We start from the raw sequence: 16,524 nt of genomic DNA, 5'->3' as shown, positions 1-16,524 counted from the left end.
GACGTCATCTAGCCACAGTTCGGCCAGGCGCAGGGAATCAGTCAGCGCCTCGCGGGCCGAGTCCTTCACCGGAGCCGGGTTACCAAGACGGGTCCGCGCAACGCGCTCGGCCGCGTCGTAGTTGACAGGGCCAGAGTTAGACTCCTGGAATCGCTGCCCCATGCCGGAGAACATCTCGCCGAACTGGTTGAGAATATCGCCCAAGTTCGGCTGGTCCCCCTTGCCGGAGGCGCCGCTGCCGGGCTGCCCGGGGCCGCCGAAACCGAAGCCACCGGCGCCGCCCATGCCACCGAAGGGAAACCCGAAGAAACCGAAAGGACCGCCCTGGCCGCCCTGACCGCCCTGACCGGAGTCATTGTTGCCAGCGTCGTCGCGATCGTCATCATTGTCGTTCGGACCAAAGCCAAATCCGTTAGAACTCATGCTCCCACCGTACCGGGCAATGACCCGCGTGAGTACTTAAAAGCACCACTTTATTGGCAACTTCGCGCCCAGCGAACAGACACGGACAAGATTCATCAGGTGTCCAGTAGGCAGATAGCGAGAATGTAGGGTGTTATTTGTGAATCGTCGTACCCAAACTCTTGTTGCGGGCGCTGTGCCCATCGCCGCGTTGGCAACTGTGCTCTCGCTGCCAACGCTGACAGTGCCCTATGCCGCGCAGGGGCCTGGCCCGGTCTTCGATGTTCTCAGCGATGTCGAGGGCAAGAGCATTATCTCGGTCAGTGGCAGTGCTGCGGACTCCGAACTCTCTAAGGGCACGCTGGATATGACAACCGTCGCAGTCAGACATAACCTGACATTGCCGCAGGTCATTGGCCTGTGGTTCGATCGTGACAACGATATCGTCCCCATTGAGGCGGTCTTCCCTCCGGGCCAGAGTCAGGACGAGGTGGAAGAGGAGAACAAGGCTGCATTCACCGAGTCAGAGGCCAACGCCACCTCCGCTGCGCTGGCACATCTCGGGTTGCCGATGGAAGTCACCGTCGCCTACACAGTGCCGGATAGTCCCGTCGATGGGCGACTGCATGAAGACGATGTGATTCTCGCCGTGGATGGGGTGGCCGTAAGCAAGCCTGAGCAAGTCAAGGCGATTATTGCCGGACGCAACCCGGGCGATACTGTCACGTTGAGGGTCAAGTCTGCGACCGTCGACAAGCAGAAGACTGCTAAGGGCGAGGACTCTGACCCCGAGAAAGCCGTCGATATTTCTGTGACACTGGCGGAAAATCCGCATCAGAAGAATGCCGCGCTGCTCGGCGTTGGGATGGGGGCGCAATCCGCGGACGACACCAAGGTTGAGTACCAGCTCAGCGGCATTGGAGGTCCGTCTGCGGGTCTCATGATGACGCTCGGAGTGATTGACAAGCTGAGTCCAGGCGATTTGACCGAGGGGCAGCACCTCGCTGGCACCGGCACTATTGACGCTGCCGGCAACGTGGGCGAAATCGGTGGCATTACACACAAAATCTCGGCCGCCCGAGATGAGGGCGCCGAGATGTTCTTCGTGCCGGAAGGCAATTGCGCAGAGGCTGTGACTGCCGACCGAGGCGATATGAAGTTGGTAAAGGTCTCTGTGCTTGACGACGCGCTTGCGGCAATCGAAAAGCCGGAGACCGCGCAGACCTGCTCGTAGTTTTTGTCGTAGTCCCTACGAGCAGCTGCTAGTTTCAGCTAGTTCTTGCTGAAGGCCTCGAAGTTTTGCTGAGACTGCCATTTATCAATCTCTGCCGCCGTTGCGCGCAACTGCGGGTCAAATTTGAGGTAGGCCTTTGTCTCGCGCGCAATGAGCCCGGACAGGACAATCAGACCGATGAGGTTCGGTAGCGCCATCAGGCCGTTGAGAGCCGAGGCGACGGACCAGACGGTTTCCAGATGAGTAACAGCGCCGACGAAGACTACGCAGGTGAAGACCGCACGGTAGAGACCGGTGCCGCGGCGACCGACCAGGGACTCGAATGCGCGCTCACCGTAGTAGGACCAGCCCAGCATGGTGGAGAATGCGAAGAAGACAACCGACAGCGTGACGATTGTGCCTCCCCAGTGGCCAGGTAGACCGCGGGAGAATGCCTCAGCAGTCAGAGCGCCAGTGTCGACGTTGCCATCCTGCCAAACACCGGTGCTGATGATAACCAGGCCGGTGAAGGACACGACGATGATGGTGTCAATGAAGGTCTGAGTCATGGAGACCAGACCCTGACGAACCGGGTGAGTGGTCGATGCGGCGGCAGCGGCGATAGCACCGGAACCCAGGCCCGACTCGTTGGAGAACAGGCCGCGGGCAACACCCATCTGCAGGGCGAGAATGAGCGTGGAGCCTGCGAACCCACCAACGGCCGCGGTGCCGGTGAAAGCATCGGTGAAGATGAGCTTGAAGGTCTCGGGCAGCGCCGAGACATTGGCGACGAGCACCCACACGGCCGCACCGATGTAGAGCACAATCATCATCGGCACAAAGCCGGCGGTGATGCGGCCAATCGACTTAATGCCACCCATCAGCGCCGCACCTACCAGGATGAACATGATCATGCCGGAGAGCGTCGGATCGATGTCGAAGCTGTTTTCCAGGTTCGAGGCCACGGCATTGCCCTGGGTCAGGTTGCCGATACCAAACGCTGCCAGCGCAGCAAAGACGGCGAAGAGAATACCGAGCGTCTTACCAAAACCATTCGGGATGGCCTTGCGCAGGTAGTACTGCGGGCCACCGGACTGTTCGCCAGCTGCATCGACCTGACGGTACTTCACACCCAGGAATGCCTCGGAGTACTTCGATGCCATACCAAGCAGGCCGGTCACCCACATCCAGAACAGCGCACCGGGTCCACCCAGGCCGATCGCGGTAGCGACACCGACAATGTTGCCGACACCGACTGTTGCCGCGAGAGCCGTCGCAAGCGCCTGGTAGTTGGTGATATCTCCCTCGGCGTCTTCGTCGTTACGGTCGATGAGTCCGAGGCGCAGTGCCGGGCCGAGTTTGACCAGGTGAATTGCACCCAGGCGAATGGTCAAAATGATTCCGGTGCCGATCAGCGCGGGGATCAGGAGATACGGACTCCAAATAAAACTATCCGCCGCTGAGGCAAAATCGCTGAAGCTTTCCATGCTGTGGAACTTTACTGGTAGAAAGCCTAAATTCGATCATTAATTTCTCAGAAAATGATTATTGTGCTACTAATTCGCCACAAGTGGGGGTAAACACATTCCGACGAAAGCAAAAACTATTCCGCCAATCAGTGTGAGAGCAAGGTACCCACATGCCCTCCAAAAGTGTTGGTTCTTAAGGCGTACGATCTCTCCGGCGAGTGTGGACCACGTCGACAGGCCGCCGGCGAAGCCAATCATTACCGTCGCATAGGCCAGAGCAGGCGTCATGCCATTGCTTATCGACGTTCCCCGCGACCACACCACAGCAGCGACACCGGCGACGAAGCAGGCAATCATATTCGCGGTCCACGTTCCGGGTAGTTTGGAATCAGCCCACTTCACCGCAAGTTCGGCCAGCGCATAGCGCAGCGCTCCACCTACTGCCGCGCCAACTGCGATAGCGAGGATGGCAGAGAGTGCCGAGGAAAAAGAGCCGAGGAGATCGCCGGTCATTCCGCGACCTCCCGTGCGCACTTGGTGCCCAACCAGTAGGCGAGAGGGCAGCACAGCAGATGAATAAGTCCGACGCTCACAATCAGTACGACTGACGTGTCCGCTTGCACCAACAAGAGAATGACAAATGCGGAGAAAGTGGTGAAACCGCCACAAAAGCCAGTACCGCAGAAAGCGGAAAGCCGAGGATTAGCAAACGCGATACTGCTGACCAGGCCGAAGAGAAAGCAGCCCAACAAGTTGATGGCAGTGGTCGAAACTGCGCTAGTTCCCGAGCTCACAATCGCATCGATTGCCGCGCCGAGCAGAAAGCGACTTACCGCGCCAATAGCGGCACCGCCGGCGACAACCAGGGCCATGAGAACCTGCGCCCGTCCTGCTGATGGCAGTTTCGCAACGACAGATTCCTCATTCACGGTGAAAACGCTAGCACAGTGGCGAAAGGGGAGGTAGGCGCCGACAATTCGGAATCTTTCACCAGGAGGTGTTCCCGTCGGCACGCGACAATCTACCTACTGCACCCTATTGCAGGGGCGAGTTTGCCTTACCGAGTGGTTCTTGCCATGCGCGCTGACCCTAAAACGGGGACACTGGGGAAGAGGAAGCGCATTTAAGTCCGGTTTCCCCATTCCGGCCGGCTCGTCGGCGGTGAAATCGGTGGTTGCGCAGTTCGCCGATTCAGCAGGAGGATACCCACAATGGCTCATGAGCGCGCCGGGCAATTGGCCCAGCCATCCGACCTTATCGATGTCGCGGAACTGGTCACTGCTTACTACACAAAGCACCCGGACCCGAATAACCCCGACCAGAAGGTCGTCTTCGGTACTTCCGGTCACCGCGGTTCCTCCCTCGACGGCGCTTTCAACGAAGACCACATTCACGCCACTACTCAGGCAATCGTGGATTACCGCAAGGGCCAGGGCATTGAAGGTCCGCTCTACGTCGGTCGCGATACCCACGGCCTGTCCGAGCCGGCAATGATTTCCGCCCTCGAGGTGCTCACGGCCAACGGCATCACCGTGATGGTTGACGCTCAGGATCGCTACACGCCGACTCCGGCAGTCAGCCACGCGATTCTGACGTACAACCGCGACGTGGAGGGAGGTCCGACGGGGAGTAGCGCCGCGCGTGCCGACGGCATCGTGATTACCCCTTCCCACAATCCGCCACGGGATGGTGGTTTTAAGTACAACCCGCCGACCGGTGGTCCGGCGGACGCGGATGCGACGGACTGGATTGCAGCTCGTGCTAATGAATACTTGGCTAAGGGCCTGGATGGGGTTAAGCGCCAGCTGGTGGATAAGGCCGGAGACCTCGTCGTAAAGCACGACTACCTCAACGCATACGTGTCGGACCTGCCGAATGTTGTCAACCTCGACGCCATCCGTGATGCCGGCGTGCGTATCGGCGCCGACCCAATGGGTGGTGCGTCGGTGGATTACTGGGGCGCAATTGGCGATGCGCATAACCTAAACCTGACCGTGGTCAATCCGCTGGTTGATGCGACCTGGCGTTTTATGACGCTGGATACAGACGGCAAGATTCGTATGGACTGCTCCTCGCCGAATGCGATGGCGTCCCTGATTGGTAACCGCGATAAGTTCGACATCTCCACCGGCAATGACGCGGACTCCGATCGCCACGGAATTGTGACACCGGACGCGGGTTTGATGAACCCGAACCACTACCTGGCCGTTGCCATTGACTACCTCTTCGCGCACCGTCCGGGCTGGTCGCAGGAGACCGCGGTCGGTAAGACGCTGGTGTCTTCGTCGATGATTGACCGCGTCGTTGCCAATTTGGGCCGCAAGCTCGTGGAAGTTCCAGTCGGCTTCAAGTGGTTCGTCCCGGGTCTGCTCGGCGGCACCATCGGCTTCGGCGGTGAAGAATCCGCTGGTGCATCGTTCCTGCGTCACGACGGCACTGTGTGGTCTACCGATAAGGACGGCATCATCCTGGACCTCCTGGCCAGCGAGATCAAGGCTGTGACCGAGAAGACTCCATCGCAGCTCTACGCAGAACTCGCCGATAAGTACGGTGCCCCGGCTTACGCCCGCACCGATGCGGACGCAACCCGTGAGCAGAAGGCAATCCTGAAGAAGCTCTCGCCGGAGCAGGTCAAGGCCGACACCCTGGCAGGGGAGACCATTACAGCCAAACTGACTGAAGCACCGGGCAACGGCGCTGCGATTGGTGGCCTCAAGGTGGTTACGGAGAACGCTTGGTTCGCGGCGCGTCCGTCGGGCACTGAAGATAAGTACAAGATCTACGCGGAGTCCTTCAAAGGCGCGGATCACCTGGCACAGGTTCAGGCTGAGGCGCAGGACGTGGTCTCGGCAGTCCTGAACGGGTAATCGGTAACCATTGGGCTAGCTGTAAACAGTTAGCCTGTACTAACATTTCTGTGTATGAAGAATTTCGTAGGCGTGGTGGCACGATTCGGCCTGGCTGCAGTTTGGTTGTACTCGGGTCTTATCAAACTGCTGAACCCGCTGGAATCGCGTCAGGCAGTTCAAGCTTATGAGCTGCTGCCGAGCGATTTGGTGCCGATGGTAGCGGTTGCGCTGCCCGCTTTCGAAGTCATCCTTGGACTCCTGCTGGTATTGGGGCTTTTCCTGCGCCCGGTAGCGGTGTTGTCTGGCGCGCTCTTGCTGGTGTTTATCGGCGGCATTATCTCGGCGTGGGCGCGCGGCCTGCAGATTGACTGCGGTTGCTTTGGTGGCGGTGGCTACGACGAGAACGCTGACGCGGTTTCATATCTAAAGTCAATCGCCCGAGACATCGGTTTTCTGGCCTTGGCTGTATTTGTGTACGTGTGGCCGTGGAAGAAGTTTGCCATTTACGCCTAGTCCGCTGGCTAGAGGGGAAGCCTAGGGGATAGGCCAGGGGAATGGGGCAAGGTGATGGGGCCTAGCGATGCGGCCTAACAACCATTTCCGTTTTCTCAGGCGCAATTGTGTCATTGGCAAGAAAACACCGCTATCGTAAGCGGTGTGAGTCAGAAGATTAAGAATCCAAATGAAAAGGGCAGTGGCTTCGTCGTCGGCCTGATTGCTCTTCTTGCTGTCGTTGCAGTTGTTATTGGTGGCGTTATCTACATCGGCCGGTCGCAGCCGATTGAGGGACTGCCAGATGAGGACGTCGACTTCTCCGTCGCACTCGACGGCGATGTCATCCGACTGAGCAAGGACGGCGCCGAAGGGGCTAAAACAGCCACGATTTTTGAGGACTACTCGTGCCACTACTGTGCTCAGATGAGCGAAGAGGGCCACGATGATGAGCTCAAGGCGCTAAACGACGGCAAGCTTGTCGCTGAATACCGCACGCTGAACTTCCTGGATGGTCAGGAGAAGGAGCAGCGTGACGGTCACTCCACTCGCGTCTTCGCGGTTGCCCGCAAGATTGCTGAGACCGGTGATGCTCGCGCATATTGGAACTTCCGCACGATGATGATGGCTGACCAGCAGAACTCTGTCACGTGGAGCGATGATGAGTTGGCTGACCGTCTGGAGCAGCTCGGTGTTGCTGACGAAATTGTCAGCGAAGTCCGTTCCGGCATCGACACCACCGAGGCTAAGGCAAGCGCAAATGCCAACTTCGATGACCTTGAGAAGCGCTTGGGCAAGGTTTCCTCACCGCACGTCTTTGTCGACGGCAAGGATATTCTGGAGAACATTTCCGGTGATGGCGGACTGGGGCAGTGGGTCAAGGTAGCCCTGCGCTAGGATCCGTGCACGCTCACACGATTCATCTTCAGTTCATGTTCGGCAGATCCACTCTGGGGCACTCGGCGAATACGTAAAAGAGTGTTCTACATGCGGATTTGGTGATACATGACAGTGCCATGTAGCCTTTGAGGAGTCCACAGCGGAGGGGGAAAGCCACTTCGATGTTGATTCTGGGGCTATGGCGCAGCTGGTAGCGCACCACACTGGCAGTGTGGGGGTCACGGGTTCGAGTCCCGTTAGCTCCACCAGTATGAAATCCCTCGGTCGAAATGACCGGGGTTTTCTTGTATCTACCCCTGGGTAGTGTGCTCGCCGTTTACCTCAATGATTGGTAATCCGTATGGCTGTAGCAACTTTGTCTGAACGGTGGAATACTGGGGGTATGGCACACAACGACTCCGTTATTCAGAAACTGTCCACCGAAGAATCCCTTGAGCTGCTGGCTACGCAGACTTTTGGGCGACTGGTTGTTCGTCGTAAAGACGATATGGACCTTTTCCCGCTGAACTACGTCGTTCATGAGGGAAGCATTTACTTCCGCACTGCCGAGGGGTCGAAGCTCTTTACTGTTTCTCTGAACCACGATGTTCTTTTTGAGGCCGACTTTGTTGACAAGGATGCTCAGAAGGCATGGTCGGTCATCGTTAAGGGGGACGCAGAGGTTCTCACCTCCCGCGCGGATATTAACGCTGCAGATGAGCTGCCGCTGAAGCCCTGGCTGCCGACGTTGAAGTACAACTACGTGCGTATTACCCCGAACGATGTTTCGGGTCGCCATTTCCACCTCGGGGAGGAGCCGAATCGCTACGAAGCGTAGCGGCGGCATACGGCGCTTTTGCTTGACGACGGTGGGGGCTCCGTCGTGAAGCAGAGATAGCAGCGTGCAAAGGCAGCTTTTAGTGACTGAGCACCGCCGTTAGCTGTTTTTTAAAAAATTGTTGGGTTAAATTACCCAAAAGCGCCCTAAGTGAGATTCAACGCGTTACAGTCGCAAATGTGACGTGCACCATAGAATCGACCGATGGGGTGCCAGCGCAGCCCGATGTGCGCAGGCAGTCCCCACGTATGCAGAAGATCGTAGATGAAGCGCGCGCGATGCTGCGCGAATCGGGCTGGAGTGCTATCAGCATGCGCCGCCTAGCGGCGCGGCTCGATGTGAAGGCGCCATCGCTGTACAAGCACATCAGCGGCAAAGAAGAGCTCCTTCAGCTGCTGCTGACCGAGAGCCTCGAGAATCTGGGCAAGCGTATTCACGCTGCCATTGATGAGGAATGCACTTCGGCGTCTCTGCTGCAGGCGTACCGCCAGGCAGTTCTCGACGATCCGCATGGTTACCGGCTGATGAGTCGCACTAATTTCGTGAATGTCGTCTCGCCTTCGTCGTTGGATGCCTGGATTCGTGATGCATTCATTAAGGTTGCCGGCGATGAGCCTAAGGGATTGGCCATGTGGGCGTTCGCCCACGGTTTGGTGACCGCCGAGCTTGTCCAGGATGGTTCACCTGCGCTGGAACCCAGCGCCGAAGCCGGTGTGGCAGACAGCTTGGCCGCAGTTGGGGCTATTTGGGACGCTGGAGCGGAGGCCTTCTCTTAAGGGGTTTCTCTTAAGGGGTTTGCTGCTCTGTCCGGGACGCTGAATCGGTGGCCCGGGGCAGCAGCCTAGCGCCACCAGGAATCGGCCGGTCCGGGCGGGACGGCTCGCTTGTGCCGGGAAATGGAGTAGAGGTGCTCGATTCGCGCGGCATCCTCATCTGAGACAGACTTGCCTTCGAGGTAGTCGTCGATGGCGGTATAGGTCACCCCGAGCGCAACTTCGTCGGGAAGCGCAGGTCGATCTTCTTCCAGGTCGGCCGTCGGCACCTTCTCCCACGTACTGGCTGGTGCGCCGAGGTGGCGGAGTAAGGCCGCGCCCTGGCGCTTGCTCAGCCCCTGCAGCGGGACGAGGTCGCAGGCGCCGTCGCCGTGCTTGGTGTAGAAGCCGGTGACCGCCTCCGCGGCGTGATCTGCGCCGATGACCAAAGCGCCGTCAACACCCGCCACTGCGTACTGGGCAATCATTCGCATGCGGGCCTTAATATTTCCCTTGTTGAAATCGCTGATAGCGCTGCCGGCCAGGGCATCGGTGACCTGGGGGGTTATCGCGGCAGTGGCCGGTGCGATATCGATAGTTAGCCTTTGGTCAGGCTGAATGAATTGCAGTGCCACCTGTGCGTCGTCCTCATCGGCCTGCACGCCGTGGGGGAGGCGAATGGCAATGAAGGTGGCGTCCTCGCCGCCGTCGCGAAGCTTTTCGACGGCCAACTGCGCTAGACGTCCGGCTAGCGTGGAATCTTGACCGCCGGAAATTCCGAGCACGAATCCCTTGGCGTGCGCGGCGCGGAAATAATCGCAGAGAAAATCGACTCGGCGGCTGATTTCCTCGGCGGCATTGATGGTGGGCTGGACGTGGAGGTCGTTAATAATCTCCGACTGGAGGGGGTGTGGGAAATCCTGTGTGCCTACTGGTGTCATGAGCCTCACTCTACCGCTAGTTCAGGACGGGAAAAGGGATGATTTTCCTGCCAGAAGAGTGCCAAAACTCTCATCTTTATCGAGTAAGTGCTGTTCGGATAGGGGGTCTTTGGCCGGACGGTGGCAAGATTTCCAGCGTGAGTACAACCGAACAGAATAAGACTGGACCGAACCGGGAAACCACCACAACTCGGTCGATAGCCGTGGCTATCATCGCCGCTCTGGGCGGCCTCCTCTTTGGTTACGACACCGGTGTCATCTCGGGCGCGCTGCTGTATATCCAGCGCTCTTTTGAGCTGACTCCAGGACAGGAGTCCACTGTCACCGCCATGCTCTTGGTCGGTGCGGCTATCGGTGCGTTCCTGGGCGGTCGCGTAGCGGACTCCCTGGGGCGCCGTGGCACCATCCTGCTCGGAGCGGTCGGCTTCATCATCGGCAGTATCTGGTGTGCTTTCGCTACTAGTGCGTTTTCGCTGGGTGCTGCGCGTACTTTGCTCGGCGTCTGTATCGGTGGTGTTTCCATCGTCGTACCGATGTACATCTCCGAAATGGCACCACCGCATGTGCGTGGACGCCTGGTCAGCCTGAACTCGCTGATGATCGTGATTGGTCAGCTGGTGGCGTTCCTCACCAACTCCGCCCTAGCCTCCTCCGGTAACTGGCGACTCATGCTTGGACTCGGCGCTGTCCCCGGCATCGTGCTGCTCATCGGCATGCTGGTTCTGCCGGACACTCCGGCCTACCTCGTCCGTCGAGGACAGGAGGGCAAGGCGCTGGCCGTGCTGCGTCAGATGCAGGGAGATGAGGCGACCCTGGCTGAGGTTGCCGTTGATGAGGCGTCGTCAAGCGCCGATCAGCGTGCAGCCGAGCGCCTTGCCGTGAAAACCCCGTGGGTGCGACGCACCGTCATTATTGCGATGCTCATTGGTGTGACGCAACAGGTCACGGGCGCGAACGCGATTATGTATTTCGCGCCGACGATGATGAACAAGGTTGGCTTGTCGACGGAAAGCTCTGTCTATACCTCCATCATCATCGGTATCGCCTCGGTGATTTCGTGTGCAATTGGTATGAGCATCATTGACCGCGTTGGTCGTCGGCGAATGCTGATTATCGGTTTGGTGGGCTGTGCAAGCTCGCTGCTCGTGCTGGCGCCCGTCTATGGTTTGTCGAGTAACTCTTCGACGGGTGCCATGATGTCGCTTCTGCTGATGACCGTATTTATCGTGTTTCAGCAGGCGGCTGTGTCGGTGGCGACCTGGCTCCTGATTTCCGAGATCATCCCGACAGAGGCTCGTGGCCTGGGTATGGGGCTGGCAGGGCTCGCGCTATGGGTTGCGAATTGGTTTGTGGCGCAGGCTTTTCTTCCGATGGTGGATGCTGTCGGTGGTGCGTGGTCGTTCTTCTTCTTTGCCATTACGGGCGCAATTGCGCTGGTATTCACCATCAAGGCGGTGCCGGAGACCTCAGGTAAGACGCTTGCCGAGGTCCGCGAGCACATGATTGCCGCTGCCAAGTAGAGAAGTGGAAGCAGTTGCAACGTGGGGAGTCGCGATCTTGGGGTTGCCCGTCAAAGAACATGTTTCCCCCGGATTTTTGGAGTTATTCCGCTTATTAGGTAGTATGGCAACTCGTGTCGTAACGCATCCTCTTTGATATTTCTTCGGATTATCAGGAAGGGTGCGTTGCCAGGCAGTCACTGGGGTGATTGTCCGGGGAGAGTGCAGTGTGCACATTCCCGTTTCGGAGCCGAGTAGAAAGGAGCGCCCGAATGAAGGTCCGCAAGTCCCTTCGGTCGCTGAAGAACAAGCCGGGCGCTCAGGTCGTGCGCCGTCGTGGCAAGGTCTACGTGATCAACAAGAAGGAGCCGCGCTTCAAGGCCCGTCAGGGCTAAGCCTTATTTAGGCTAGCGCGAAGCAAATAGCTTCCTCATTTATTGCCAAAACCGCAATCTGAAGTCGCAGTTTTACTGTGGCCAAAGGTTGCGGTTTTTGGTTTTTGGAGGAGGTAGGTTCAGGCGGTGACAGCGTTTATGGCTGGGGGCGGTGGGGCGATGGAAGTTACTGACTGCGTTTATGTCAAAATTGGCCCGAAAATTGGCTTGAAAGTGTCATAAACTCGCACAGTTTCATATGTGCAGCCCGTGTTCATATGTGCAGCCCGCGATTTTTGAGATCGCTGCGGAATCCGAAGTTGGGTAGGGGAGGGACAAAGGCAGGGCGGGGACACTGCGGCGCCTGGAATCGGTGCGGTCGGCTGCGGGGCGTCATGCAGTAATTGGTTTAACCAAAATCCACCGATAGTTGTTTTTCTACGATTTTCTAGAATTTTTAGCGTGAAATTACAAGGTTGTGGTGCGTCTGTGTACAACATCTTGTGCGCCAGAGATCTCCGAACAGGGAATACCATGGTTGTGAGTACTACATCTAGTATGACTAGAGTTTTCTAGGCACCAAGTGTAGTGTTTTCGATGTCGAGCCAAGGAGAGCTAAAAGGACCTGTCTGCCACCCGTACTCGGTTTCTCATGAACCCTGGGAGCTTTCGGTCATTCAACCAATCCGCTGATTCCTCGGCCGCTTCCGTTGTTTGTACGAAGTCGATCCGATTCATTGGTCTTACCCAAAGCCAGAAAGTTTGTGAGAGTCATGGTTACCGTTTACAGCAAGCCTGCATGTGTCCAGTGCCGCGCTACCACTCGTGCCCTCGATAAGGCTGGAATTGCCTACGATATCGTCGACATCACCATGGACGATGAGGCTCGGGACTACGTCATGGCTCTCGGTCACCTCCAGGCGCCGGTCGTTGACACTGGCACTGAGACCTGGTCGGGTTTCCGTCCGGATCGCATCAAGGCTCTCCAGGCAGCGTAAGAATCACACACCTCTCCGCAGATTTCGTTGACCACCCGGGAAGCGAAGATTGCGGGGGTTTTGCGATGTAAAGGGTGAAGCTCTCATGCTGGTGGTGTATTTCTCCTCGGCGACGGGGAATACACACAAGTTTGTTGAAAAGCTAGGTATCAAAAATGCCCGCATTCCCATCCGTCGTAATGAGCCGGAGCTTATCGTCGATGAGCCCTATGTCCTCATTTGTCCGACTTATGGTGGTGGCGTTTCCATCAGCGGTGGTAACTCAAGGCCAGTTCCTCCGCAGGTCATCAAATTTCTTAATAATGAGCACAACCGCTCTTTCATCCGAGGTGTGATTGCTGCCGGCAATCTCAACTTCGGTGAGGACTTCTGTAAAGCAGGGGATGTCATCTCCTACAAGTGCAAGGTTCCATATCTATATCGCTTCGAGCTGATGGGAACCGACCACGATGTGCGGCGAGTCCGAGAAGGGCTAGAGGAATTCTTCCACGGTAGAGCCAGCGCCTAAGTTGGCAAGCCTCAGTGTCGAGGGAAGGGGCACTGAGGACAACCGAATGGATACGCTCGCGGAAGCCGTCGTAAAGCGGTGTGCGAGGAAAATAGCTAGATTGGATTGCTCTGGGCAGTGTTGGAACAGACCCTGTGCAGGCAAATGAATATTAAAGGAGTCAACGTGTCGGAAATGGGCAAGCAGGTCGCGGAGCCGGTGGGTGAGGACAAGCTGGATTACCACGCGCTCAATGCGCTGCTGAATCTGTACGGTGAAGACGGCAAGATTCAGTTCGATAAAGACCGCATGGCTGCGCGGCAGTTCTTCTTGCAGCATGTCAATCAGAACACTGTGTTCTTCCACAACTTGCGGGAGAAGCTCGATTATCTGGTAGAGAACCATTACTACGAGGCCGAGGTTCTGGAGAAGTACGAATTTGAGGACGTCAAGGCACTGTTTAAGCAGGCCTACGCCCACAAGTTCCGTTTTCAGACTTTCCTGGGTGCTTACAAGTACTACACCTCGTACACACTGAAGACCTTCGACGGCAAGCGTTACTTGGAGCGCTACGAAGACCGTGTCTGCATGGTTGCTCTCACGCTTGCCGACGGCGACTTGGGGCTCGCGCAGCACCTGGTTGATGAGATCATCACCGGACGTTTCCAGCCTGCTACTCCTACATTCCTCAACTCCGGTAAGGCCCAGCGCGGCGAGCCGGTGAGCTGCTTCCTGCTGCGTATCGAGGACAACATGGAGTCCATTGGTCGCGCCATTAACTCCTCGCTGCAGCTGTCCAAGCGCGGCGGTGGTGTGGCGCTGCTGCTGAGCAACCTGCGTGAACAGGGTGCTCCGATTAAGCACATCGAGAATCAGTCTTCCGGTGTCATCCCGGTTATGAAGCTGCTGGAGGACTCCTTCTCCTACGCTAACCAGCTGGGTGCTCGTCAGGGTGCTGGCGCTGTCTACCTGCACGCGCACCACCCGGACATCATGCGCTTCTTGGATACCAAGCGTGAGAACGCGGACGAGAAGATTCGCATCAAGTCGCTGTCGCTTGGCGTTGTCATTCCGGACATCACGTTTGAGCTGGCCAAGCGTAACGACGACATGTACCTCTTCAGCCCGTACGATGTCGAGCGTGTCTACGGTAAGCCGTTCGCGGACATTAATATCACTGAGAACTACGCGGATATGGTCGAGGACCCGCGTATTCGTAAGCAGAAGATCAACGCGCGTCAGTTCTTCCAGACCATCGCTGAGATTCAGTTTGAGTCCGGCTACCCGTACATCATGTTCGAGGACACGGTTAACCGCGCGAACCCGATTGAGGGCCGCATTAACATGTCGAACCTCTGCTCGGAGATTCTGCAGGTCAACACCCCGTCGACCTACAATGCGGACCTGTCCTACGAGCACGTGGGTGAGGACATTTCCTGTAACCTTGGCTCGCTGAACATTGCGATGACCATGGACTCGCCGGACTTCGGTCGCACTGTCGAGACAGCCATCCGTGGCCTGACTGCGGTCAGTGAGCAGACTTCTATTGACTCGGTGCCATCGATTCGCAAGGGCAACGACGGATCTCACGCGATCGGCCTGGGGCAGATGAACCTGCACGGCTACCTTGGCCGCGAGAAGATTATGTACGGCTCGGAAGAGGGCCTGGACTTCACCAACGCCTACTTCGCAGCAGTGCTCTACGCTGTCCTGCGCGCATCCAACAAGATTGCTCGCGAGCGCGGTCAGAAGTTCGTCAACTTTGAGAACTCCGACTACGCCAGCGGCAAGTACTTCGACAACTTCGATCCGGCAGAATTCCAGCCGAAGACTCAGCACGTCAAGGAGATCTTCGCGAACTCCACCGCGCACATTCCGGACGCTGAGGACTGGGCGCAGCTGAAGGCCGACGTCATGGAGTACGGCCTGTTCAACCGCAACCTGCAGGCAGTGCCGCCGACCGGTTCGATTTCCTACATCAACAACTCGACTTCGTCGATTCACCCGATTGCGTCTCAGATTGAGATCCGCAAGGAGGGCAAGATTGGCCGCGTTTACTACCCGGCTCCGCACTTGGACAATGACAACCGCGAATATTTCCAGGATGCCTACGAGATCGGCTACGAGAAGATTATTGACACTTACGCGGTCGCTACCAAGTATGTTGACCAGGGACTGTCGCTGACCTTGTTCTTCAAGGACTCGGTGAGCACTCGTGATCTCAACCGTGCGCAGATTTACGCATGGCGCAAGGGTATTAAGACTCTGTATTACATCCGCCTGCGTCAGGTTGCGCTGGAGGGTACTGAGGTCGAGGGCTGCGTATCCTGCATGCTTTAAGCAAGCGTGTTTGAAGGCTAGGCATCTAATGCTTTAGCTGTAGCACATTGAAGGCGCGAGAATTTCCCCGAGTTTTGTCGGGAGGTTCTCGCGCCTTTTTCGTCACTCCACCCAATTGGGAACAAATGTAAATATTACTATTGACGGTTGTAATGCAGGTAATTAACCTGGGCAGTGGTACACCAATGTTCGCATAATTTTCACCCACGGCTAGTGGGAGAAGGGGCTGGAAGCCATGTCCGATACCACTGGTAAGAGCACTCCACACATCAACCCAAAGGGTGCGCCGATTGCAGAAACTATTTTGTTGCCAGGTGACCCGCTGCGTGCGAAGTTCATTGCGGAGACCTATTTGGACGATGTCGTTCAGTTCAACGAAGTTCGCAACATGCTGGGCTTTACCGGCACCTACCAGGGGCAGGAAGTGTCTGTCATGGGGTCCGGTATGGGTATTCCGTCTATCTCGCTGTACTCCTGGGAACTTATCCATGTTTTCGGCTGCAAGAAGCTGATTCGCGTCGGTTCGTGCGGCGCGTTGCAGCCGGAGCTGGACCTGTATGACGTGGTTATCGGTCAGACGGCGTCGACTGACTCCAATTTTCTTTCGCAGTACAACTTGCCGGGAGCATTCGCCCCGTCCGCGTCTTTCCGCCTGATTGAAGATGTTCGCGATCGTGCCCGCGAGCAGGACATCACAACACACGTCGGCAACATCTTGTCCAGCGATATTTTCTACAACTTCCAGGATGATGTGAACGACCGTTGGGCCCGCATGGGGGTGCTGGCGGTGGAGATGGAATCTGCTGGCCTTTATGCCACCGCCGCCGAGGCTGGGGTGGAGGCCATGGGAATCTTCACTGTGTCGGACAACATCGTCACCGGTGGAAAGACCACTCCGGAAGAACGTGAGAAGGCCTTCACGACGATGATGGAGCTGGCATTGCCGCTGGCTCGGCTCTAGAGCCCTGGTCTGCAATCAATCGGCTTGAAG

General features: G+C 57.3%; 16 protein-coding genes, 1 tRNA gene and 1 pseudogene. 13 read left to right on the top strand and 5 right to left on the bottom strand.

Annotated elements, in window-relative coordinates:
- Nucleotides 1-423 (bottom strand): annotated as a pseudogene (locus HMPREF3130_RS11540) (hydrolase); the annotation flags it as partial.
- A gap of 139 nt (nt 424-562) precedes the next feature.
- On the opposite strand from HMPREF3130_RS11540, the gene HMPREF3130_RS08835 reads away from it, so the two are divergent.
- Nucleotides 563-1,636, top strand: coding sequence for a YlbL family protein (locus HMPREF3130_RS08835; RefSeq protein ID WP_048733327.1), 1,074 nt, complete (start codon nt 563-565; stop codon nt 1,634-1,636).
- Between the two features lie 38 nt (nt 1,637-1,674).
- On the opposite strand, the gene HMPREF3130_RS08830 is transcribed toward HMPREF3130_RS08835, so the two are convergent.
- The 3 genes from HMPREF3130_RS08830 to HMPREF3130_RS08820 form a co-directional block, all read right to left on the bottom strand.
- Nucleotides 1,675-3,102, bottom strand: a complete 1,428-nt coding sequence (locus tag HMPREF3130_RS08830) for an alanine/glycine:cation symporter family protein (protein WP_048733326.1) — start codon at nt 3,100-3,102, stop codon at nt 1,675-1,677.
- Nucleotides 3,103-3,171: 69 nt separating this feature from the next.
- The gene (locus HMPREF3130_RS08825) at nt 3,172-3,597 is read right to left on the bottom strand and encodes a fluoride efflux transporter FluC (protein ID WP_049172850.1); all 426 of its coding nucleotides are present in this window, start codon (nt 3,595-3,597) and stop codon (nt 3,172-3,174) included.
- Entirely contained in the window at nt 3,594-4,013 is a 420-nt protein-coding gene (locus HMPREF3130_RS08820; RefSeq protein WP_224784093.1) for a fluoride efflux transporter FluC, read from the bottom strand. The genes HMPREF3130_RS08825 and HMPREF3130_RS08820 overlap by 4 nt, the downstream gene beginning before the upstream one ends.
- A gap of 282 nt (nt 4,014-4,295) precedes the next feature.
- Here HMPREF3130_RS08820 and pgm point away from each other — a divergent pair, with 282 nt between their 5' ends.
- The 6 genes from pgm to HMPREF3130_RS08790 all read left to right on the top strand — a co-directional run bounded on the left by pgm (nt 4,296) and on the right by HMPREF3130_RS08790 (nt 8,918).
- Nucleotides 4,296-5,951 (top strand): phosphoglucomutase (alpha-D-glucose-1,6-bisphosphate-dependent), encoded by a 1,656-nt coding sequence (gene pgm / locus HMPREF3130_RS08815; RefSeq protein WP_048733320.1) that lies wholly within the window; start codon nt 4,296-4,298, stop codon nt 5,949-5,951.
- 54 nt (nt 5,952-6,005) lie between these two features.
- Entirely contained in the window at nt 6,006-6,446 is a 441-nt protein-coding gene (locus HMPREF3130_RS08810) for a MauE/DoxX family redox-associated membrane protein (protein ID WP_048733317.1), read from the top strand.
- A gap of 144 nt (nt 6,447-6,590) precedes the next feature.
- Entirely contained in the window at nt 6,591-7,322 is a 732-nt protein-coding gene (locus tag HMPREF3130_RS08805) for a DsbA family protein (RefSeq protein WP_070429782.1), read from the top strand.
- 175 nt (nt 7,323-7,497) lie between these two features.
- Nucleotides 7,498-7,573 (top strand) — tRNA-Ala (locus HMPREF3130_RS08800).
- Nucleotides 7,574-7,707: 134 nt separating this feature from the next.
- The gene (locus HMPREF3130_RS08795) at nt 7,708-8,142 is read left to right on the top strand and encodes a pyridoxamine 5'-phosphate oxidase family protein (RefSeq protein WP_070429781.1); all 435 of its coding nucleotides are present in this window, start codon (nt 7,708-7,710) and stop codon (nt 8,140-8,142) included.
- 179 nt (nt 8,143-8,321) lie between these two features.
- Nucleotides 8,322-8,918, top strand: a complete 597-nt coding sequence (locus tag HMPREF3130_RS08790) for a TetR/AcrR family transcriptional regulator (RefSeq protein ID WP_052317807.1) — start codon at nt 8,322-8,324, stop codon at nt 8,916-8,918.
- Between the two features lie 65 nt (nt 8,919-8,983).
- On the opposite strand, the gene nadE is transcribed toward HMPREF3130_RS08790, so the two are convergent.
- Nucleotides 8,984-9,835 (bottom strand): ammonia-dependent NAD(+) synthetase, encoded by an 852-nt coding sequence (gene nadE / locus HMPREF3130_RS08785; RefSeq protein ID WP_070429780.1) that lies wholly within the window; start codon nt 9,833-9,835, stop codon nt 8,984-8,986.
- Nucleotides 9,836-9,873: 38 nt separating this feature from the next.
- Here nadE and HMPREF3130_RS08780 point away from each other — a divergent pair, with 38 nt between their 5' ends.
- The 6 genes from HMPREF3130_RS08780 (at nt 9,874) to deoD (ending at nt 16,494) form a co-directional block, all read left to right on the top strand.
- The gene (locus tag HMPREF3130_RS08780; RefSeq protein WP_141737801.1) at nt 9,874-11,355 is read left to right on the top strand and encodes a sugar porter family MFS transporter; all 1,482 of its coding nucleotides are present in this window, start codon (nt 9,874-9,876) and stop codon (nt 11,353-11,355) included.
- 251 nt (nt 11,356-11,606) lie between these two features.
- Nucleotides 11,607-11,729, top strand: coding sequence for a type B 50S ribosomal protein L36 (ykgO, locus tag HMPREF3130_RS08775; RefSeq protein WP_005511141.1), 123 nt, complete (start codon nt 11,607-11,609; stop codon nt 11,727-11,729).
- Nucleotides 11,730-12,481: 752 nt separating this feature from the next.
- Entirely contained in the window at nt 12,482-12,706 is a 225-nt protein-coding gene (gene nrdH / locus HMPREF3130_RS08770) for a glutaredoxin-like protein NrdH (RefSeq protein WP_005511161.1), read from the top strand.
- A gap of 85 nt (nt 12,707-12,791) precedes the next feature.
- A complete protein-coding gene (gene nrdI, locus HMPREF3130_RS08765) occupies nt 12,792-13,214 on the top strand; it encodes a class Ib ribonucleoside-diphosphate reductase assembly flavoprotein NrdI (protein ID WP_049181994.1) in 423 nt (140 codons plus the stop codon).
- Nucleotides 13,215-13,388: 174 nt separating this feature from the next.
- Nucleotides 13,389-15,533, top strand: a complete 2,145-nt coding sequence (nrdE, locus tag HMPREF3130_RS08760) for a class 1b ribonucleoside-diphosphate reductase subunit alpha (RefSeq protein WP_187405495.1) — start codon at nt 13,389-13,391, stop codon at nt 15,531-15,533.
- 235 nt (nt 15,534-15,768) lie between these two features.
- Complete coding sequence (gene deoD, locus HMPREF3130_RS08755; protein ID WP_070429777.1) at nt 15,769-16,494, top strand: purine-nucleoside phosphorylase; 726 nt, start codon at nt 15,769-15,771, stop codon at nt 16,492-16,494.
- The last annotated feature ends 30 nt before the right edge of the window (nt 16,495-16,524 follow it).

The organism is Corynebacterium sp. HMSC14B06, from assembly GCF_001807075.1.
Taxonomy (GTDB): Bacteria; Actinomycetota; Actinomycetes; order Mycobacteriales; family Mycobacteriaceae; genus Corynebacterium; species Corynebacterium jeikeium_D.
Note: the sequence above shows the minus strand (reverse complement) of the source record. Positions and strands in the feature narration are given on the sequence as shown.